Origin of the sequence: Zoogloea sp. (assembly GCF_017302315.1) — a bacterium.
Taxonomy (GTDB): Bacteria; Pseudomonadota; Gammaproteobacteria; order Burkholderiales; family Rhodocyclaceae; genus Zoogloea.
Map to the genome: position 1 here is coordinate 42,921 of NZ_JAFLDT010000006.1, position 19,628 is coordinate 62,548.

Annotated in this window: 24 protein-coding genes; 13 read left to right on the forward strand and 11 right to left on the reverse strand. The window is 65.0% G+C overall.

The features are described from left to right. Positions 1–2: 2 nt before the first annotated feature. The 13 genes from J0L98_RS03580 (at position 3) to J0L98_RS03640 (ending at position 8,341) form a co-directional block, all read left to right on the forward strand. Positions 3–461: a PaaI family thioesterase gene (locus tag J0L98_RS03580; protein WP_296410208.1), complete on the forward strand. Its 459-nt coding sequence runs from the start codon at positions 3–5 to the stop codon at positions 459–461. Between the two features lie 17 nt (positions 462–478). Then, positions 479–1,099, forward strand: coding sequence for a 2-hydroxychromene-2-carboxylate isomerase (locus J0L98_RS03585; RefSeq protein WP_296410136.1), 621 nt, complete (start codon positions 479–481; stop codon positions 1,097–1,099). Positions 1,100–1,178: 79 nt separating this feature from the next. Then, complete coding sequence (locus J0L98_RS03590; protein WP_296410137.1) at positions 1,179–1,781, forward strand: 2-hydroxychromene-2-carboxylate isomerase; 603 nt, start codon at positions 1,179–1,181, stop codon at positions 1,779–1,781. Position 1,782: 1 nt separating this feature from the next. Then, positions 1,783–2,367, forward strand: coding sequence for a TIGR00730 family Rossman fold protein (locus J0L98_RS03595; protein ID WP_296410138.1), 585 nt, complete (start codon positions 1,783–1,785; stop codon positions 2,365–2,367). A 28-nt stretch (positions 2,368–2,395) separates the two neighbouring features. Next, the gene (locus J0L98_RS03600; RefSeq protein ID WP_296410139.1) at positions 2,396–3,502 is read left to right on the forward strand and encodes an S-(hydroxymethyl)glutathione dehydrogenase/class III alcohol dehydrogenase; all 1,107 of its coding nucleotides are present in this window, start codon (positions 2,396–2,398) and stop codon (positions 3,500–3,502) included. Position 3,503: 1 nt separating this feature from the next. Further along, on the forward strand, positions 3,504–4,352 hold the full coding sequence (gene fghA / locus J0L98_RS03605) for an S-formylglutathione hydrolase (RefSeq protein ID WP_296410140.1): 849 nt from the start codon (positions 3,504–3,506) through the stop codon (positions 4,350–4,352). 4 nt (positions 4,353–4,356) lie between these two features. Continuing rightward, positions 4,357–5,025 carry a DUF4126 domain-containing protein gene (locus J0L98_RS03610; RefSeq protein WP_296410141.1) on the forward strand — a complete coding sequence of 223 codons (669 nt, stop codon included), beginning with the start codon at positions 4,357–4,359 and terminating at the stop codon, positions 5,023–5,025. Positions 5,026–5,115: 90 nt separating this feature from the next. After that, positions 5,116–5,325 carry a DUF1289 domain-containing protein gene (locus tag J0L98_RS03615; protein WP_296410142.1) on the forward strand — a complete coding sequence of 70 codons (210 nt, stop codon included), beginning with the start codon at positions 5,116–5,118 and terminating at the stop codon, positions 5,323–5,325. Positions 5,326–5,334: 9 nt separating this feature from the next. Beyond that, the gene (locus tag J0L98_RS03620; RefSeq protein WP_296410143.1) at positions 5,335–5,514 is read left to right on the forward strand and encodes a DUF1289 domain-containing protein; all 180 of its coding nucleotides are present in this window, start codon (positions 5,335–5,337) and stop codon (positions 5,512–5,514) included. A 16-nt stretch (positions 5,515–5,530) separates the two neighbouring features. After that, positions 5,531–6,433 (forward strand): MBL fold metallo-hydrolase, encoded by a 903-nt coding sequence (locus J0L98_RS03625; protein WP_296410209.1) that lies wholly within the window; start codon positions 5,531–5,533, stop codon positions 6,431–6,433. A gap of 147 nt (positions 6,434–6,580) precedes the next feature. Then, positions 6,581–7,420 carry an RNase adapter RapZ gene (gene rapZ, locus J0L98_RS03630; protein ID WP_296408126.1) on the forward strand — a complete coding sequence of 280 codons (840 nt, stop codon included), beginning with the start codon at positions 6,581–6,583 and terminating at the stop codon, positions 7,418–7,420. 2 nt (positions 7,421–7,422) lie between these two features. Next, positions 7,423–7,812: a NusG domain II-containing protein gene (locus J0L98_RS03635; RefSeq protein WP_296410211.1), complete on the forward strand. Its 390-nt coding sequence runs from the start codon at positions 7,423–7,425 to the stop codon at positions 7,810–7,812. Beyond that, positions 7,793–8,341, forward strand: a complete 549-nt coding sequence (locus tag J0L98_RS03640; protein ID WP_296410144.1) for a Gx transporter family protein — start codon at positions 7,793–7,795, stop codon at positions 8,339–8,341. The genes J0L98_RS03635 and J0L98_RS03640 overlap by 20 nt, the downstream gene beginning before the upstream one ends. Here the strand turns inward: J0L98_RS03640 and J0L98_RS03645 are convergent. The 11 genes from J0L98_RS03645 to J0L98_RS03695 all read right to left on the reverse strand — a co-directional run bounded on the left by J0L98_RS03645 (position 8,309) and on the right by J0L98_RS03695 (position 19,607). Continuing rightward, on the reverse strand, positions 8,309–8,800 hold the full coding sequence (locus J0L98_RS03645; RefSeq protein ID WP_296410146.1) for a ribonuclease HI family protein: 492 nt from the start codon (positions 8,798–8,800) through the stop codon (positions 8,309–8,311). The two genes, J0L98_RS03640 and J0L98_RS03645, sit on opposite strands and share 33 nt — an antisense overlap. Positions 8,801–9,552: 752 nt before the next feature. Beyond that, on the reverse strand, positions 9,553–10,407 hold the full coding sequence (locus tag J0L98_RS03650; RefSeq protein ID WP_296410147.1) for a Dyp-type peroxidase: 855 nt from the start codon (positions 10,405–10,407) through the stop codon (positions 9,553–9,555). A 58-nt stretch (positions 10,408–10,465) separates the two neighbouring features. Next, positions 10,466–11,068, reverse strand: a complete 603-nt coding sequence (gene metW, locus J0L98_RS03655; protein WP_296410149.1) for a methionine biosynthesis protein MetW — start codon at positions 11,066–11,068, stop codon at positions 10,466–10,468. A gap of 10 nt (positions 11,069–11,078) precedes the next feature. Further along, on the reverse strand, positions 11,079–12,203 hold the full coding sequence (locus J0L98_RS03660) for a homoserine O-acetyltransferase (RefSeq protein ID WP_296410150.1): 1,125 nt from the start codon (positions 12,201–12,203) through the stop codon (positions 11,079–11,081). A 171-nt stretch (positions 12,204–12,374) separates the two neighbouring features. Then, entirely contained in the window at positions 12,375–14,096 is a 1,722-nt protein-coding gene (gene ptsP / locus J0L98_RS03665) for a phosphoenolpyruvate--protein phosphotransferase (RefSeq protein WP_296410151.1), read from the reverse strand. A gap of 37 nt (positions 14,097–14,133) precedes the next feature. After that, positions 14,134–14,403: an HPr family phosphocarrier protein gene (locus tag J0L98_RS03670; protein WP_296410153.1), complete on the reverse strand. Its 270-nt coding sequence runs from the start codon at positions 14,401–14,403 to the stop codon at positions 14,134–14,136. Between the two features lie 75 nt (positions 14,404–14,478). Next, positions 14,479–14,862, reverse strand: a complete 384-nt coding sequence (locus J0L98_RS03675; RefSeq protein ID WP_296410154.1) for a PTS fructose transporter subunit IIA — start codon at positions 14,860–14,862, stop codon at positions 14,479–14,481. Between the two features lie 77 nt (positions 14,863–14,939). Next, a complete protein-coding gene (locus J0L98_RS03680) occupies positions 14,940–15,986 on the reverse strand; it encodes an FAD:protein FMN transferase (protein ID WP_296410156.1) in 1,047 nt (348 codons plus the stop codon). Then, the gene (gshB, locus tag J0L98_RS03685) at positions 15,977–16,918 is read right to left on the reverse strand and encodes a glutathione synthase (protein WP_296410157.1); all 942 of its coding nucleotides are present in this window, start codon (positions 16,916–16,918) and stop codon (positions 15,977–15,979) included. Before gshB ends, J0L98_RS03680 begins: the two co-directional genes overlap by 10 nt. Positions 16,919–16,927: 9 nt before the next feature. Then, positions 16,928–18,229 (reverse strand): glutamate--cysteine ligase, encoded by a 1,302-nt coding sequence (gshA, locus tag J0L98_RS03690; RefSeq protein ID WP_296410158.1) that lies wholly within the window; start codon positions 18,227–18,229, stop codon positions 16,928–16,930. A 136-nt stretch (positions 18,230–18,365) separates the two neighbouring features. Beyond that, positions 18,366–19,607 (reverse strand): class I SAM-dependent methyltransferase, encoded by a 1,242-nt coding sequence (locus tag J0L98_RS03695; RefSeq protein ID WP_296410160.1) that lies wholly within the window; start codon positions 19,605–19,607, stop codon positions 18,366–18,368. Between the last annotated feature and the right edge of the window lie 21 nt (positions 19,608–19,628).

Genomic DNA, 19,628 nt, shown 5'->3' on the forward strand with positions numbered 1-19,628 from the left:
CCATGCATGACGCGGTGCGTGGTATGGCCAAGGGGGTTCTGCGCAAGGAGGTGACCCTTGACGGCCTCAACGCCCGCGGGCAGGGGCATCTGCCCGGCTGGTTCGGCTTCGAGGCGCTCGAGCTCGCCCCCGGGCGGCTTCTTTCGCACCTGACGATCCGTCCCGAGATGCTCGCACCCAATGGTTTCCTGCACGCGGCCACCGTCATTGCCCTTGCAGACACCAGTGCCGGCTATGCGACCGTTGCCCATCTGCCGGCGGGGGCGGAGAGTTTCACTACCATCGAACTGAAGAGCAACTTCTTTGGCACCCAGACTGAAGGCAGACTGTGTTGCGAGGCCAGGGCCGTGCATCTTGGCCGTAGCACCCAGGTATGGGATGCGGAAGTGAGCAGCGGCGATGGCCGGCGTCTGGCCCTCTTCCGCTGCACCCAGATGATCCTGTGGCCCAGGGGGGCCTGAAAACGGAGGACTACGCCATGGCCGACACCCGGCAACCCGCTGCGCCCATTGATTTCTACTTCGACTTTTCCTCGCCCTACGGCTACTTTGCCGCCGAAAAGATTGATGCCCTGGCGGCGCGCTATGGGCGCACAGTGCATTGGCATCCTTTCCTGCTTGGGGTCACCTTCAAGGTCACCGGCCTCGCGCCGCTGCCCACGATCCCCCTCAAGGGTGCCTACTCGCTGCACGACATCGAACGTTCGGCGCGCTATTTCGATCTGCCCTTCCGACAGCCCAGTGCCTTTCCCATTCCTACCCAACATGCGGCCAGGGCCTTCCTGTGGCTCAATGACCGCAGTCCGGCGCGGGCAAAGGCTTTCGGTCTGGCTGCGTACCGGGCTTACTTCGTTGATGATGTGAATATCTCGGATCTCGCGGCGGTGCTCGACCTTGCTGCGGCGCAGGGAGTCGACCGTGACGAACTGGCCGGAGTGCTGACGGGCACCGAGATCAAGGCGCGTCTGGCGGCCGAAGTCGATCTGGGGCTGTCGCGCGGGGTGTTTGGCTCGCCCTTTGTCTTCGTCGATGGCGAAGCGTTCTGGGGGGCCGATCGTCTTCCCCAAGTGGAGCGGTGGCTGGCCGAAGGGGGCTTCTGATCCCTGTATCGCCCGCCAAGTGGGGGGCAACACAGGGATAATGCCAGCTAAGTTGACCCTCGAGCTTCCCGGAGACCCCATGTCAGCGCCCATTGATTTCTATTTCGATTTTTCCTCACCTTACGGCTATCTGGCGTCGGAGCAGATCGACGCACTTGGTGCCAGGCATGGCCGTGCGGTGATGTGGCATGCCATCGTGCTGGATGCCCAGTTTCAGCCCCAGGGTGGCATGAAGATTCCGGCGGCGCTGATGCGCACCGAGTACGTCAGGCGTGACGTCGAGCGCTCTTCCGCCTATTTCGGTATTCCCTACAAGGCGCCGATACCCTACCCCGTGCATACGGAGCATGCCGCACGTGCCTTCCAGTGGCTCAGTGACCGCAACCCGGACGAGGCCCGCAGTTTTGCCCATGCGGTGTTCCGCGCCTACTTCGTCGAAGGCCGTAACATTGCCGAAACCGCCGTCCTGCTGGAGATCGCCGAAGCGCTCAAGCTTGACCGGGAGGACGTGTCTGCCGCTTTCTCCGATGCCGCCACCAAGGCTCGCCTGAAGGCCGAGATCGACCTGGCGGAGGCCCGGGGTGTGTTTGGTTCGCCGTTCTTCATTGTCGAAGGCGAAGGTTTCTGGGGCAACGACCGCCTGCCGCAGCTCGAACGCTGGCTGGCCAACGGCCCCTTCTGACATGCGCAGCATCTGCGTCTTCTGTGGTTCGCGCCCGGGCGTCAGGCCAGCCTACCGGGCTGCAGCCGAGTTTCTCGGCAAGACCCTCGCCGAGCGCGGGCTTGAACTGGTGTATGGCGGTGGCAATGTCGGCCTGATGGGCGCCGTTGCCGATGCTTGCCTGGCGGCCGGCGGCAAGGTGGTGGGGGTGATTCCCCGCGCCCTGATGGAATGGGAGGTGGGGCACGAGGGCTTGAGCCGTCTGGAGGTGGTTGACTCCATGCACACCCGCAAGGCCCGCATGGCCGAACTGGCCGATGGCTTCATCGCCCTGCCCGGTGGCCTGGGCACATTCGAGGAGCTGTTCGAGATCCTCACCTGGGCGCAGCTTGGCTTCCACAGCAAGCCGATCGCCCTGCTCGATGTCGAAGGTTATTACCAGCCACTCGTCCAGATGATGGACCGTGGCGTCGGTGAAGGTTTCATGAAGGCCGAGAACCGTGGCCTGCTGCTGGTTGAAGACAACGTGTTTGCGTTGCTGCGCGCCATGGGGGTCTACCACCCCCCTGCCGTCGGCAAGCGCATCCGCGACGAGAAACAGCTATGACAACTGCTACACCCCAAGGAGAACACCCATGAAGACCCGCGCCGCCGTTGCCTGGAAAGCCGGAGCACCGCTATCCGTTGAAATGGTCGATCTCGACGGCCCCAAGGCTGGCGAGGTGCTGGTGGAGGTCAAGGCCACCGGCATCTGCCATACCGACTACTACACCCTCTCCGGGGCTGATCCGGAAGGCCTTTTTCCGGCCATCCTCGGCCATGAGGGTGCCGGGGTTGTGGTCGATGTGGGGCCGGACGTGAAGTCCCTGCGGGCTGGCGATCATGTGATTCCTCTCTATACGCCCGAATGCCGCGAGTGCAAGTTCTGCCTGTCGCGCAAGACCAACCTGTGTCAGAAGATCCGCAGCACCCAGGGCCGTGGCCTGATGCCGGACGCGACCAGCCGCTTCAGCCTGGATGGCAAGCCCATTCTGCACTACATGGGCACCTCCACCTTCTCCAACTACATCGTGGTACCCGAGATCGCCCTGGCCAAGATCCGCGAGGACGCGCCCTTCGACAAGGTCTGCTACATCGGCTGTGGCGTGACCACCGGCGTGGGCGCCGTGCTGTTCACCGCCAAGGTGGAGGCCGGTGCCAACGTGGTGGTGTTCGGCCTTGGTGGCATCGGCCTCAACGTGATCCAGGCCGCCAGGATGGTGGGCGCCGACAAGATCATCGGCGTGGACCTCAACCCCGGTCGTGAAGCCATGGCCCGCAAGTTCGGCATGACCCACTTCATCAATCCGAACGAAGTCGAGAACGTGGTCGATCACATCGTTCAGCTCACTGACGGCGGCGCCGACTACAGCTTCGAGTGCATCGGCAATACCAAGGTGATGCGTCAGGCGCTGGAATGCACCCACAAGGGCTGGGGCCAGTCGGTGATCATCGGTGTGGCCGAGGCGGGCGCCGAGATCTCCACCCGGCCGTTCCAGCTTGTCACCGGTCGCGTCTGGAAGGGCTCTGCCTTCGGTGGCGCCCGCGGCCGCACCGACGTGCCCAAGATCGTGGACTGGTACATGGAGGGCAAGCTCAACATCGACGATCTGATCACCCATACGCTGACCCTCGACCAGATCAATGACGGCTTCGACCTGATGAAGAAGGGCGAATCGATCCGCTCGGTGGTGTTGTACTGAGATGGGCGACACCGGCTTCGAGACCCTCTCCGAACACGGCTGCTTCGGCGGTCGGCAGGGCTTTTACCGCCATGAATCGCGGGCCATCGGCCTGCCGATGAAGTTCGCGGTGTTCGTGCCACCCCAGGCTGCCAGCGGCCCGGTACCGGTGCTGTTCTACCTGGCCGGGCTGACCTGTACGGAAGAGACCTTCCCGATCAAGGGCGGCGCCCAGCGGATGGCCGCCGAGCTGGGCCTGATGCTGGTTGCGCCGGATACCAGCCCCCGCGGCGCCAACGTGCCCGGCGAGGCGGAGAGCTGGGACTTCGGTGTGGGCGCCGGCTTCTACCTGGACGCGGTGTGCGAGCCCTGGGCCCGCCATTGGCGCATGGAGAGCTATATCACCGGCGAGCTGCGCCAGCTGGTGGCGAGCCGCTTTCCCGCCGATCCGGTCCGTTGCGGAATCTTCGGCCACTCCATGGGGGGGCACGGTGCCCTCACCCTGGCCCTGCGGCATCCGGACTTGTACCGATCGGTATCGGCCTTCGCACCGATTGCCGCGCCCAGTCTGTGCCCGTGGGGTGAAAAGGCTTTTGGTGGCTACCTGGGAGCGGACCGCCAAGTGTGGCGCGAGCATGACGCCAGCACCCTGGTGGAGGATGGCCGGCGTTGCCCGCCCATCCTGATTGATCAGGGCATGGCCGACCAGTTCCTGCCGACCCAGCTCAACCCAGACCGTTTCGAGCAGGTGTGTGCCGATGGTCAGCCCCTCATCCTGCGCCGTCATGCGAGCTATGACCACGGCTACTACTTCATCTCCACCTTCATGGCGGACCACTTGGCCCACCACGCGCAGCACCTGAAGGCCTGAGTCCATGGACCTCGCCAGTCCCGATCTGCACGCCCTGGCCGAGGGCATCAAGCCGCTCCTCGACTGGCGTGATGTGCCGGTGGATCTGGCGTCCCTGGCCGCGCTGGCGGCGGGGCTGGGGTGGGCCAGCGGCCTGCGCCTGTATGCCCTGGTGTTCGTGCTCGGCGCCCTGGAGCGCTTTGCCGGTGTGCAGCTGCCGGGCGGCCTGGGCATGCTGGCCCATCCCCTGGTCCTCGGGGTGTCAGGTCTGCTCCTGCTGGTGGAGTTCTTTGCCGACAAGCTGCCCTGGCTGGACTCCATCTGGGATGCGGTGCATACCTTCATCCGCATCCCGGCCGGGGCCGCGCTTGCGGCCGCGGTGATGGGTGATCAGGGCGGCGCCCTGCAGCTCGCCATGGGCCTCCTCGGCGGAACGCTGGCCGCCGGCACGCACCTGGCCAAGGCCGGCGCCCGGGCGGCAATCAACACTTCCCCGGAGCCGGTCAGCAACGTGGTGGCCTCCCTGGGGGAAGACGCGCTGTTTGCCGGCGGGATGTGGACGCTGATCCATCAGCCCCTGCTTTTCCTGGCGGCCCTGGCCGTGTTCTGTGTTCTGGCCTTCCTGCTGATCGTGATGTTGTGGCGTTTCGTGCGGCGCCTGTTTGCACCCCGCAGCGCCCGGCCCTTGCCATAGGGGCTGCGGTCTGCGATAACCGGATCAAGGCCTTTTCATCCATGACCTGCCGCCACGTAGCGGCGGGCACGCTTTCCCCAAGAGTCCCCCATGAGTATTCCGTCCCCGTGCATCAACGTCTGCCGCATGAACGAAGCCAGCGGCTACTGTGAAGGCTGTTATCGCAGCATCCCCGAAATCACCGAATGGAGCCGCGCCAGCGACGCCCGCAAGCAGGCCATCCTGAGTGAGGTGGCTTCGCGCCGGGCTGCGGCCGATCTCTTCGATCTGGGCCTGCGCGGCGAATGCGTGCGGGATTGAGGACGGGCGATGAGCGACGACAACCCCTGTATCGGCATCTGCGAGATCGAGGACGGCTACTGCATCGGCTGCGGTCGCAGCGCCGAGGTCATCTTTGGCGAGACCGACTCGGCGGGCAGCGACGACAGTGAAGCGGGGGCGGACCGCATTCATCCCCTGCCCGGCGAGCAGGTCGAGTCCTCGGATTGAGGCTGGGCCCGTGACGCTGCCGCCCGGCATCAAGGTCATTGAACGGGGCTGGCTGTCGGCCAACAATGTGCTGCTGTTCGACGGCCCCGAAGCCACCCTGGTGGACAGCGGCTACGTGAGCCATGCGGCCCAGACCGTCGCGCTGGTGGGCGATGTGCTCGCCGGCCGGCGTCTGGCCCGGCTCATCAACACCCACTCCCACTCCGATCACATCGGCTGCAACGCGGCCGTGCAGCGCGCCTTCAACTGCCGCATCGGCGTGCCCGAGGGTATGGCCGGCGCGGTGGCGCGATGGGATGAGGAAGCCCTGCTGCTGAGCGTTGCCGCCCAACAGGGCGAACCCTTCCAGGTTGACTTCACGCTGGTGCCCGGTGAATGCCTGGTCATGGGGGGGCTCGAGTGGCAGGCCTTGCCCGCTCCGGGGCACGACATGGATGCTCTCGTCTTCCATTCTCCCGACGCCCGCCTGCTGATTTCCGGTGATGCCCTATGGCGGGATGGCTTCGGCATTCTTTTTGTCGAGGTTATCGGTGCTGGCGGCGGCCTCACGGCCGTGCGTGAAACCCTTGAGGCCATCGCACGCTTGCCCGTCGATCTGGTCATACCGGGCCACGGTGCCCCCTTTGTTGAGGTAGATGAAGCCCTGCGTGCGGCGTTCTCGCGTCTGCATGCCTTCGAGCAGGATGGTGCCCGGATGGCCCGCAATGCCATTCGTGCCTGCATCACCTTCATGCTCCTCGAACAGCGGAGCATCGATGTGGATGCCCTGCCGGCATACCTGGATGAGGTTTACCTCTACCGTGAAGCAAACCGGCGTTTTCTCGGGCTGACGCCCGAGGCGCTCGCGGCGTGGCTGGTGACCGATCTGGAGCGGGCTGGCGTAGCGTGCCGCAAAGGCCATCTTCTTCTTGTGACATAAATTCACAAAAATGCCATTTTCACAGAAATACGAGGCGCCCAGATTGTAGAAAGTTGTTTATGCTGCCTCAAAGAAAGTGAGAATCTGTCACGTATCAATGGCAGGCTGGCAAAAGGATCAGCAGCCATGCTCTCAACAGGTAACGCCATGCAACTCGTCTTGATCAGCGGTCTGTCCGGTTCGGGCAAGAGCGTCGCCCTCAATGTGATGGAAGATTCGGGCCACTACGTCGTGGACAATCTGCCCTCAGCCCTGCTGCCGCAACTGGTGTCCCATCTCAGGGGGGCCGGCTACCAGCGCATTGCGGTGGCAGTGGACGTGCGCTCCGGTGCCAGCATCGCAGCCCTTCCCCGGCAGGTTGAAGCCCTGCGCGCCATGGTCAGTGATCTGCGGATCCTGTTTCTCGATGCCCGTGACGACACCCTGATCGCCCGTTTCTCGGAAACCCGGCGCAAGCATCCCCTCGGTGACGAATGCAGCACCCTGGGTGAGGCCATTGCCCGAGAGCGGGAAGCCCTTGCGCTGATTGCCGAGCTTGGGCAACGCATTGATACCAGCGACATGTCGGCCAACACGCTGCGTAATTGGGTCAAGGGCTTCATGGACCTGGAAGCGGGCAGCCAGATCACCGTGCTTTTCGAGTCCTTCGGTTTCAAGCACGGTATTCCCCTTGATGCCGATCTGGTTTTCGACGTCCGATGCCTGCCCAATCCCCACTATGACCTGGTGCTGCGCCCCCTTACCGGCAAGGACGGCCCCGTGATCGATTTCCTCGCCAGATTGCCTGAAGTGGGGCGGATGGTGGAGGACATCTACGCTTTCGTGGCGTCCTGGCTGCCGGCCTATGTCAATGACAACCGTAGCTACCTGACCATCGGGATCGGCTGCACGGGCGGGCAGCATCGCTCGGTGTATGTCGCCGAGCAACTCGCCGAGCGCTTCCGCGAAACGGCTCGGGTTCATGTGCGCCACCGTTCCCTGAAGTGAACTTGCGGCAGTGGCTGGGGGCTTGGGCCGCCTTTCTCAAGGTTGGCGACCTGCTGGTTCTGGCCATCGCCTTGATGGCCTGCGGGCTATCGGCCGTGACACTGTGGCAGGGGGGCCGCCCCGACCGGGCTGTGATCAAGGCCGGTGGCAGGGTTTTTGCCGAGGTGGATCTGACCGTTCCCCGGATCCTTGAAGTGCCCGGGCCGCTTGGTGCTACCCGCATCGAGATCCAGCCCGGCCGTGCCCGGGTTGCCGCCGACCCCGGGCCGCGCCAGTATTGTGTGCGTCAGGGGTGGCTGAGTCGTGCCGGTGCAGTGGCGATCTGTGCGCCCAACCAGGTCAGTCTGGCCCTGTCCGGCCGTAACGCCGACTATGACTCCCTCAACTACTGAGATCATCCTGAGGCCTTCGGCCGAAGACCATCGGGTGGCCCGCCATGCGGCGGCGGCCATCGTCCTGACCGTTGCGGAGGCTGCGATCCCGCTGCCCCTGCCCGGCGTCAAGCCCGGGCTCGCCAACATCATCGTCCTGGTTGTGCTCGCCCGTTGGGGCTGGCGTGAAGCGGCGTGGGTGGCGCTGCTGCGGGTACTGGTCAGCAGCCTGCTCCTCGGGCAGTTTCTGGCGCCGGGGTTTTTCCTCAGCCTGGCTGGTAGCGTGGCCAGCCTGGCGGTGCTGGGCCTCGCCAGGCATCTGCCCAGGCGGGCTTTCGGGCCGGTCAGCCAGAGCGTACTGGCCGCCTTTGCTCATATCGCCGGGCAACTGGTGGTGGCGCGGGCCTGGCTGGTTCCCCATGACGGGGTGTTCTATCTCGTCCCGGTGTTTGCGCTGGCCGCCACCCTGTTCGGGCTGGTCAATGGCTTGATGGCCGCACGTCTGCTCCAGGAGACGTCAGCGCCGACGGCGCAGCAGGCCGGGGTGTAGCCCCGGCTTGTCCGGCAGGCCGAGGGCGGCCCGGGAAAGGCGGTCCGCATCACTGTTGCGATGGCGCGGGATCCAGATCAGGGTACTCCCGGGAAAGCCTTCGAGTTGCCTCCTCACTTTCTGAATAAGGGCCTTAAGGTGCAAGACCTCGGTATGCGCAAGGCCGTTGACATGCTTTACGACGAAGTCGCTGTCGCTGTGCAGTGCAACGGACAAGGCTCCCAATGTCCGCGCCATGAGCAGGGCCTGCTCCAGAGCCAATAACTCTGCTTCGTTGTTGCAGCCGCTGGAAGATGCTGCGGCGGAGAATTCGTGTCTGCGCCCTTCGGGGTCGCGTAGGAATACGCCCAAGCCAATACGGCCAGGGTTTGGATGGGCGGAGCCGTCGAACCAGATCGCCCAAGCGGGACATTCGGGATTTGGGGAGGGGCAGTTCGATGTCATGTTCGAATTGACCATAAATGTCAGGCTCGTTGTGCACGCGCATCTTTGATGATTGGTCGTTGGCGGCCTGCGACAGCAAATACAAACCAAGGATACGTTTCCCGGGTGTCCTGAGCTGATTGACTTACATCATGGCGGCGACGGCGACTGAACGCAGGACAAGGAGCAGGAATAGCTTCCGGATTGCCGGTACGGGTTCGGAAACGCAACGGAGTGCTCTCCTGTGGGACAGCGCAACGGTGGATCCGGCGACTGGAGCGATCCATACGGTGACGGAGCCGGCGAGCATCCAGGTTGAGAACATCTACAGCCTGCAACCCGTGACACCCGGGCGGCTCTCCCAAGCAATGAAGGATACTTCTCCACGCGTGACCCCGGGTGATTACCCAAAGCAATTCGCAGGTGGGGTTGCATGCGGTGAATCAGTGGGGCACGGTGACGTTGAACGGTCAGTTTGTCTTCGATCAGCCGGCTGGCTATGTCTTGGGTGCTTGGCGCAGCAATCCGAATGTGACCGAGTCTGCTTGAGACTTTGCTCGATGGCGCCGCCACCAGTCTCTCCCGGTCGCCGGATGCAGTGGGGCAAGCGAATGAGTATATGTTCGCAGTCCAGCTTTCATTTATGGGGCTGGCTGACGTGCCGTCGGTGACTCTCCGCATTCAGTCGACGGACACAACTTGTGCCCGAGCCTTGCACGATGGACTTTTTCGCGCTGGGTGGAATGGGGGGCCTGAGTCGTCGACGGAAGGATTGAGGTGCCTGAGCCTCAGCGTGGTAGCTGCAGCTTCCCGCCCACCAGCGGCGGACACCAGAAGTACGCGCCGGATACCGGCCGGGTAAACCGGAACAACGCGTCCACAATGCCGTCCTCCAGGCCCAGCATGCGTCGCATCTGGGCCTGGAAGGCGTCGACGCTGTGGCCGAAGGCGACGAACATCAGGCCGGCGTTACGGCCTTCGGCCCAGGGCATGGAGCGGCGCACGAGGAAGGCCTCGGGGGTGAAGCTCTCCTGGGCGGTGCGTTTGACGTGGGCGGACTCGGGGGCGTCGTCGAGCTCCTCGTTGTCGCTGCGCCGGCGGCCGATGCAGTTGTCGCGCTCCTCGGGCTGCATGGCTTCGAGGTGGCTGAAGTTGTGGGTCCAGCGCTGCACGGCGACGAAGCTGGAGCCGTCGGCGGCGATGGCGGCGGCAATGGCGTCGTCGCCCTCCGGGTTCTCGGTGCCGTCCTCGTAGCCGCTGAGGTCGCGCCCACCGTCGTGCTTGAAGGCGTCCCAGGCGTCTGTCAGGGTGAATGCCGGGGCCAGAGCCGTCTCGATGTGGCGCGCCCGGTGCAGGAGTTCACCCCGGTCGTCACCGCGCAGCCATAGCCACAGGGCGAAGGGTGTGGAGGGGATGTCCACGCCGGGGCCGGAAAGGGGCGGGAAGGGCTTGAGACCTGGGACCTTGCGGCCAAGGGCGCCGAGGGGGGCCATGCCGATGCCGGCGACGGTGCGCTCGCCATCAACGACGCCCTGCAGGGCTGCGAGCCCGGCGGCCACGTCGGTGCCTGGCTCGAGATTGAAGGCGAGGTAGCGGGCGAGGGGGGGCAGGGGCAGCAGGATGCCGACTTGGGGGGTACTCATGACGCTCTCCGGAAATGGACGCTATCTGCGGAGATGATAGGGCAATCCCCCCTGGCCGTCAGCCTGTCGATGGTTCGCTCCGGCCGAGGCGGTAGAGGGCAACGCTGGCCAGGAAGTTGGGTTCGTCGGTGATCACCTTGTCCTCGTCGAAGGCCAGTCGTTCGTGGATGGCGATGCCTTCCTGGGCGCACAGGTCGTCGAAGTCCGCGATGGTGAAGAAGCGGATGTTGGGCGTGTTGTACCACTGGTGCGGCAGGTTCTTCGATATCGGCATGTGGCCGTTGAGGATGGCCTGGCGGTGACGCCAGTAGGCAAAGTTGGGGAAGCTCACCACGGCCTCGCGGCCGACGCGCAGCATCTCCTTCAGGATGCCCTGGGTGTTGTGCATGGCCTGCAGGGACAGGCTCATGATGACGTGGTCGAAGAAGCCGTCGTCGAAGCCGGCGAGGCCTTCTTCCATGTCGATCTGGATCACGTTGATGCCGTTGCGGGCGCAGGCCAGAACCCGCTCGGGGTCTTTCTCCACGCCATAGCCGCGCACCTGGCGGACTTCGGCGAGATAGCGCAGCAGGCTGCCGTCACCGCAGCCCAGGTCGAGGATGCGCTCGCCCGGTTCGATCCAGTTGGCGATCACGTCGTAGTCGTAACGCTGGAAGCTCATGGCACGCCCCTTACACCTGGATGTTGTCGATATAGGCCCGCAGGATGCCGTGATACTGGGGGTCGTCGAGAAGGAAGGAGTCGTGGCCGGCGGGGCAGTCGATCTCCGTGTAGCTGACCCGGCGGTCGCTGTGCATCAGGGCGTAGACGATCTCCCGGCTGCGTGACGGGGCGAAGCGCCAGTCGGTGCTGAAGGAAACGACCAGATAGTCGGCTTTGGCCCGGCCGAGGGCGGCTACCAGATCACCGTTGTAGTCGAAGGCCGGGTCGTAGTAGTCGAGGGCCTTGGTGGTGAGCAGGTAGGTGTTGGCGTCGAAGAAGCCGGCAAACTTGTCGCCCTGGTAGCGCAGGTAGGACTCGATCTCGAACTCCACGTCGTAGCTGAACACCGGTTTGTCGTGACGCAGGGCGCGGCCGAATTTCTGGCCCATGGCGTCGTCGGACAGGTAGGTGATGTGGCCGATCATGCGCGCCAGGGCGAGGCCGCGGGTGGGGACCACGCCGTGCTCGTAGTAGTGGCCGCCGTGGAACTCCGGGTCTTTCAGGATCGCCTGACGGGCCACCTCATTGAAGGCGATGTTCTGGGCGGTGAGCTTGGGGGCCGAGGCGATCACCAGGGCGTGGGCGACCCGGTCGGGGTATTGCAGCGTCCACGACAGGGCCTGCATGCCGCCCAGGCTGCCCCCTACCACGGCGGCAAAGCGCTCGATGCCGAGCCGGTCGGCCAGGCGGGCCTGGGCATCGACCCAGTCTTCGACGGTGACGAAGGGGAAGTCGGCGCCCCAGGGCTTGCCGGTGGCCGGGTTGATGCAGTTGGGCCCGGAACTGCCATAACAGCCACCCAGGTTGTTGACCCCGATGACGAAGAAGCGGCGGGTATCCAGCGGCTTGCCGGGGCCGACCAGATTGTCCCACCAGCCTTCGGCGCCGCTGTCGGCGTGTTTGCCGGCCACGTGGTGGGAGCCGGACAGGGCATGGCACACCAGCACCGCGTTGCTGCGGGCGGCGTTGAGGGTGCCGTAGGTCTCGTAGACCAGGTCATACTGGGGTAGCACGCCACCGCTCTTTAGGGGGAGTGGATCACTGAAGTGGGCCGTCTGCGGCACCACGATTCCGACGGATTGTTGTTCTTTCATCTCAGTTTCGTCCCGAAAACGAAAAACCCAGCCGGCGAACGGTCGCTGACTGGGCTGCCGTCGCTTTAGCCGTACTTGTAAAGCGCCCGCAAGCTGAAGGGTTCAAATCGGCGCTGAGCCCAGAGATTAGCGCGAGGCTTGGTGGCAAGTCAAACCCGGCGGAACGCGTGTTTACAGTTTCTCCACCGCTTCGCGCACCCGGTCGGGGTCGTCCAGTTTGAGGAGGCGCTGTACCTTGGGGGTCAGGTCGGAGGCGTCGGCCCGCAGGATGGCCTGCTTGACTTCCAGGATCTGCGCCGGGTGCATGGAAAACTGTCGCAGGCCCATGCCGATGAGCAGGCGGGCGCACTCCGGGTTGCCGGCCATCTCGCCGCACACCGACACGGGGATGCCGGCCTTGATGCCGGCCTGGATGGTCTGGTGGATCAGGCGCAGCACGGCCGGGTGCAGTGGGTTGTAGAGGTGTGCGACCGCCTCGTTGCCCCGGTCGATGGCCAGCGTGTATTGGATCAGGTCGTTGGTGCCGATGGACAGGAACTGCAGTCGCCGGGTGAAGGCACCCAGGCACAGGGCCGCGGCGGGGACTTCGATCATGCCGCCGACCTGTACGGCCTCGTCGAACTTGATCTTGCGTTCGCGTAGCTGGGCCTTGGCCTTGTCGAGGAGGACCAGGGTCTGGTCGATCTCGTTGCTGCTGGCCAGCATGGGGATCAGGATCTTCAGCTTGCCGTAGTGGCTGGCACGCAGCAGCGCCCGTAGCTGGGTCAGGAACATCTTGGGCTCGGCCAGGCAGAAGCGGATCGCCCGCAGGCCCAGGGCCGGGTTGTCCTCGGTGCGGGTGGCGCCCTCGAGCTCCTTGTCGGCGCCCACGTCGAGGGTGCGCACGGTGACGGGCTTGCCGGCCATGGTCTTGACCACGGCGCGGTAGGCATCGAACTGCTCGTCCTCGTCCGGCCAGGTTTCCCGGCTCATAAACAGGAATTCGGTGCGGAACAGGCCCACGCCGTCCGCTTCAACGCCCTTGGCCTGCACGGCGTCGGGGGGAAGCTCGATGTTGGCGAGGATCTGCACCTCCTCGCCGTCCAGGGTGGCGGCCCGGGTGGACTTGAGGCGCTTGAGCTTGGAGCGTTCGAGTTCGACGGCCGCCTTGCGCAGGCGGTATTCCTCGAGGACGCGCTCATCCGGGTCGACGATGACGACGCCGCGGGTGCCGTCAATGATGATCAGCTCGTCGTCCTTCACCACATGGCGGATGTGGCGCAGGGCGACGACGGCCGGAATCGACAGGCTGCGGGCGACGATGGCGGTGTGGCCGGTGGGCCCGCCCACGTCGGTGATGAAGCCGGCGACGGCGTGGTCCTTGAAACCGATGGTGTCGGTGGGCGACAGGTCGTGGGCGACGACGATGGTGCCGAGGCCGTCCTTGCGTTTGGGCGGAAGGTGGCCGGGGTGGCCGAGGAGAACCTTGACGACCCGCTCAACCACCTGCACCACGTCGGACTTGCGTTCGCGCAGGTAGGCGTCTTCGATGGCCTCGAACTGCTCCACCAACTGTTCCATCTGCTGGACAAGCGCCCACTCGGCGTTGGCCCGCCGGGTGCGGATGAGCTGTTCGGCCGCCTCCACCAGCATCGGGTCTTCGAGAAACATGATGTGCATGCCGACGAAGGCATCCACTTCCGAGGGGGCCGCGCCCGCACCGGTGGCGGCCTTGAGCCCGGCCAGCTCGGCTTTTACTCGGGTGACGGCGTTGTGCAGGCGCGTGACTTCGGCCTCCACGTGCTTGGCGGCAATCGTGAAGTGGGCGACTTCCAGCAGGGCATGGGAGACCAGATGGGCGTGGCCGATGGCGATGCCCTGAGATACGGCAAGACCGTGTACGGTGAAGCTCATCGCCCGCCCTCCCGCGCCATCGGGCGGGACGGCCGCGTCATTCCCCTTCCCCGAACTTGTCGGCGATCAGGGCGATCAGGGCGCCCATGGCCTCATCCGCGTCGTTTCCGCTGGTGTCGATGGTGATGGTGCTGCCCTTGGCTGCGGCCAGCATCATGACGCCCATGATGCTCTTGGCATTGACCCGCTTGCCGTTGCGCTCCAGCCAGACTTCGCTCTGGAAAGCGCTGGCGGTCTGGGTCAATTTGGCGGAGGCGCGGGCGTGGAGCCCCAGTTTGTTGATGATTTGTGCTTCCTGACGCGGCATGGTTCGGTCTTCCTGTCTTCCTCGGTGTGCTGACGATGCGTGTTGGGAGCAACGGTTGTTGTTATGGGTGAAGCTTTATTTCATGTGCACGACGCCCTCGCAGGCGCCGGCCACTGCTTTCTTGACCAACATGTCCATGCTGCGTTCCCGGTAGGTGATGGCGCGCAGCAACATGGGCAGATTGGCGCCCGCCACACCTTCGACGCGTCCGGGCTCAAGGAGTTTGGCCGCAACGTTGGCGGGGGTGGCGCCCAGAATGTCGGTGAGGATCAGAACCCCGTCACCGCTATCCACGAGCGTGACCAGCTGTCGCGCCAGCGGTAGGGCATCCAGAGGGTCATCCTGGCCGGAAATGCCCAATTGCACGATCTGGGGTGGACGGCGATTCATCACGTGACAGGCGCACTGGATCAGTGATTCGCCTAGCGTGCCATGGGTGATGAGAAAAATGCCGATCATGTGGGGCATTCTATCCGAAGGGGCCGCCCCGGCAAGCCGTAGAAACCCGGAGATGACGGGGTCGTGCGAGCCGCTCTTCAGTCCACCACGGTGGCGGATAGGCCTTGCTCAAACTGGAGGCGGTCGCGCAATGCCCGGCTGACTTCGATGCGGCCGTCCCCATCAACCCTCAGGGCGTGATCGATGCCGAAGCGTTTGGCGTACATCCGCCATTCGGGCCCGGCCAGATAGACGGGCTTGCTGGCGGCGTCGGACAGGGTGCCGGCGCCCGGGCGCGGGGTGATCAGTACGGTGACGGCCTGGGTGCCCCGGCCGGGGATGCCGCTGCGGGGGTCCAGGAGGTGGCAGTAACGCTCACCGTCGAGTTCGAAAAAGCGCTGGTAATCGCCGGAGGTGCCGATGGCTTCCCCGTCGCGCAAGGGGAGGCTGGCCAGGGGGCGGGCTTCCCGCGGGTGCTGAATGCCGACCCGCCAGGGGTACTCGCCCTTGCTGCCGAGGGCCATCACGTTGCCGCCGATGTTGATCAGGGCGTTACTGATGCCTCTTTGCCGGAGCAGGGTGGCGGCCCGGTCGAGGGCGTAGCCTTTGGCATAGCCACCCAGGTCAATTTGCACGGCGCGGTTGCGGCTGCTGACGGTGGTGCCGTTGATTGTCAGGTCCGCCATGCTTGGGCGAGCCTTGATGGCGGTGGCGAGCGTGTCGGGAGCGGGGCGGGTGGGGGTGAATGTGTCGGTGTGGAAACCCCACAGGGCGATCAGCTGGCCCAGGGCCGGGTTGAAGAGTTCGTCACCAGTGGCGGCGATGGCCTTGGCGTCGGCGAGCATGGTGGCCAGTTCCGGCGATACCGGGATCTGTGGGGTGCCTGCAGCGATGGCAGTGTTGAGGGTGGTGAGCTCGGAGGGCTCCCAGGCATGATAGGCCCGGTGCAGGCGGTCGAACTCCTGCAGTACCGCGGCTGTGGCCGCGCGGGCTTCCGGCTCGGGCGCGCCCCAGGTGATGACCTCCACCCGGGTGCCGAACACATAGGATTCCTGTTGATGGAGGCGCTCCCGCTGGCAGCCGGCCAGCAGCAGGGCGAGGCCGATGGTCAGCAGCCAGAAGGTGAGCCGGTGTATCAGGCGCATGCCTCCTCAAGGGCATCGATGACGGCGCCGGGTACGTCGAAGCTCATCTGGGCGGTGATCTCGACCATGCATGTGGGGCTGGTGACGTTGATTTCGGTGAGGCGGTCGCCGATCACGTCGAGGCCGACGATGAGCAGGCCGCGCGCCCACAGGATGGGGGCAAGGTGCTCGGCGATGGCGCGTTCGCCATCAGTCAGGGGCATGGCCACGCCACGCCCGCCGGCAGCCAGGTTGCCGCGGGTCTCGCCGGCCATGGGGATGCGGGCGAGGGCGTAGGGGATCACCTTGCCGCCGATGATCAACACCCGCTTGTCACCCCCGGAGATGGCCGGCAGGTAGGCCTGGGCCATGATGGTGCGCCGCCCGTCGTGGGTGAGTGTCTCGATGATGACGTTGCGGTTGGGGTCGTTGGCCCGCACCCGAAAGATCTGACTACCGCCCATGCCATCGAGGGGCTTGAGGATGGTGTCGCCATGGGCATCGATGAAGGCGTTGATGTCGGTGGCGGCCCGGGCCACCCGGGTGGCCGGAGTGAACTGGGGAAACTCGGTGATGGCGAGTTTTTCCGAGTGATCACGGATTGAGCGCGGGTGGTTGAAGATGCGTGCCCCGGCCTGGGCCGCCCGTTCAAGCAGCCAGGTGGCCGTGACGTATTCGAAGTCGAAGGGCGGATCCTGACGCATCAGCACGGCGTCGAAGGCGGTGAGGGGCAGAACGGCTTCGCCACCGGCGCGGTACCAGGCGTGATCGTCATCGGTGGGGGTGAGGGCCAGGGCCCGCGCCGATACCTCGCCACCCTCCCACACCAGGGCTTCGCGCTGGATGGCGAAGACCTGGTGACCGCGCCGGGCGGCGGCCCGCATCATCGCAATGCTGGAGTCCTTGTAGGCCTTGAGGGCGTCGAGGGGGTCGAGGATGAAGGCGAATTTCATGGTGGTGGCTCAGGCTGCGGCTTCTTCGAGGGCTGGTGCGGGCTCGGTGGTCTCGATCTCGACCGCTGCGGCGAGCAGGGCCAGCCGGGCCACCACACCGTAGGCGTAGAAACGGTTGGGGGGGGCGTCCGGCCCCTGGTTGCAGTCGGGCAGGCTGCAGGGGGCCTCGAAGGCCAGGGGCTCGAAGTGCATGCCCGGGGCGTTGAGGTTCTCGTCGCGGCCGCGCTGGGTGTGCACCCGGTAGAAGCCGCCGACCACGTAGTGATCCATCATGTAGACCACCGGCTCCGCAACGGCGTTGTTGACCGTCTCGAAGGTGTGCACGCCCTCCTGGATGATCACGTCGTGTACTTCCAGGCCTTCCTTCACCACGCTCATCTTGTTGCGCTGCTTGCGGTTCAGCCCGATCAGCTCGGCGGCATCCTTGACCGTCATCACGCCCATGCCGTAAGTGCCGGCGTCGGCCTTCACCACAACGAAGGGCTCGTCGGCGACTTCATACTCCTTGTACTTGGCGCGGATGTTGTCGAGCATCGCAGCGACCTTGTCAGCCAGCTCCTGCTCACCCGCACGGGCGTGGAAATCCAGGCCACCACAGGTGTCCCAGGCCGGGTTGATGCGCCACGGGTCGATACCGATGGCCTTGCCGAAATCCTGAGTCACCCGGTCGTAGGCGGCGGCGTGGTTGGACTTGCGCCGGGCGTGCCAGCCGGCATGGACCGGCGGGATGACCCACTGGTCGTGGAGATTCTCCAGGACACGGGGAACGCCGGCGGACAGGTCGTTGTTGAGCAGCACCGCACAGGGGTTGAAGTCCTTCAGGCCGAGGCGGCTGCCGTGGCGCTCCAGGGGTTCGAGGGTCAGGCTGCTGCCATTGGCGAGTTCGACCACGGTGGGCGCGGTGATCTCGGGAAGCAGGCTGCCGAGACGGACTTCGAGCCCGGTCAGACGCAGGATGGACACCAGCTTGGCCACGTTCTGGAGGTAGAACTGGTTGCGGGTGTGGTTCTCGGGAATCAGGAGGATGGAGCCGGCACCCGCGCAGATGCGCTCGATGGCGGCCTGGGCGGCCTGCACGCACAGGGGCATGAAGGCGTCGTTGAGATTGTTGAAACCACCCGGGAACAGGTTGAGGTCAACCGGCGCGAGCTTGAAACCTGAGTTGCGCAGATCGGTCGAGCCGTAAAAAGGGGGTAGATGTTCCTGCCATTGGGTGCGCATCCAGCGCTCAATGGCGCAGGCGTTATCGAGGAAATGGCGCTCAAGCTCCAGCAGGGGGCCGGTGAGTGCGGTGGTGAGATGGGGAACCATGGGACCTCGCGAACTGTTCTCGGGTGGGCGTTGCGTCGGGGGGCGACGGAAGGGAGTGCGTCGTGGACCCGCGCGGCCCGTGATTGTTCGCGGGATGTTACACCATCCACTGTTTACGCCCCTTGACGGTGCGTCCTCAATCCTCGGTGGGCAGGAAGATGCTGAAGCTTGCCGGAAGGGGGGCGTTCTCCAGGCTGCGCTGGCTGAACAGATAGCGGCCGTCGCAGATGAAGCCCAGATCGGCCCAGTCAACGGCGTTCAGCGCATCGCGGAAGGCGGCCAGGTCTGCACCCGTCCGGCGTGGGAAGACCCCCAGCACGGCGCCGTCGAAATTCAGGCAGGGATGAATGAAAAAGGGCTCGGACCGGCGGGTCTTGGTGTTTACATAGACCCGCGGCGCATTGCTTTGGGGATAGCCCCGGCCCCATTGCCACCAGTTGGAGTCGTCGAAGCTGCGGATGCGTCGGGCCAGCAGACGCTTGCGGTGGGGGAGCAGGGCCGGGGGAGGAGGCTCACCGGGGGCGCACCAGATCATGCGGCGGGTCTGGCCGCTGGCGACAGTGCCGGAGCTGACGAAATCCCGGTTGCCGTCACGGTCGCTGACGTAGATCTCGTCGGCGCCGGATACGGCACCGACTCGCACCGTGGCCACATCCGCCAGGCTGAGGGCGTATTCACCGCGGCTGAACAGCAGGTGGCCTGCGCATTCGGAAAAATGCCGGTATTGCCAGTGGGGGTGATCCAGGGCGTGAGCGACTTCGTCACCCTGGCCAATTTGGGCCCAGGCAGTGTTATGGGACAGGTTGCCGAGCTCGTAGCGCCAGATCAGACAGTTGGGCAGGGCATCAGCAAAGATGCGGGCGTCGCCCAGTTCGATGGCGTGGGTGATGGTTCCCCGTTCATGGAGCCAGCGGTTGAGGCGTCGGGAACTGGTCGATTTGAGGAAATCCCGGGGCGTGATGAAGATCAGTTCGCCCCCCGGGGCCAGGTGATGCACGCATTTTTCGATGAAGAAGAGGTACAGGTTGCTGCGGCCGTCAAAGCCGTCCTGACGCAGCAGGGCCCGGGTGGTCGGGGCGACGTCCTGATAGCGCACGTAGGGGGGGTTGCCGATCACCGTGTCAAATTTTTCGCTCTCCGGGTAGGCGAAGAAATCCATGTTGAGGCCGCCGGGAGGGCACTGGCGTGGGTCCAGTTCAATGCCCACGGCGTGGCGCAGGTGCTGCAGGAAGGCGCCATCGCCGCAGGAAGGCTCAAGCACGCGGCCGGCATTGTGGCGAAGGCGCAGCATGGCCCGGACAATGCGTTCGGGGGTGAAGACCTGCCCTAGGCTCGCAGGATCGGGATGGAGGGCTGGTGAGGCAGGCGCTGGGAGCATGGGAAAAGCCGGGCGGAAACA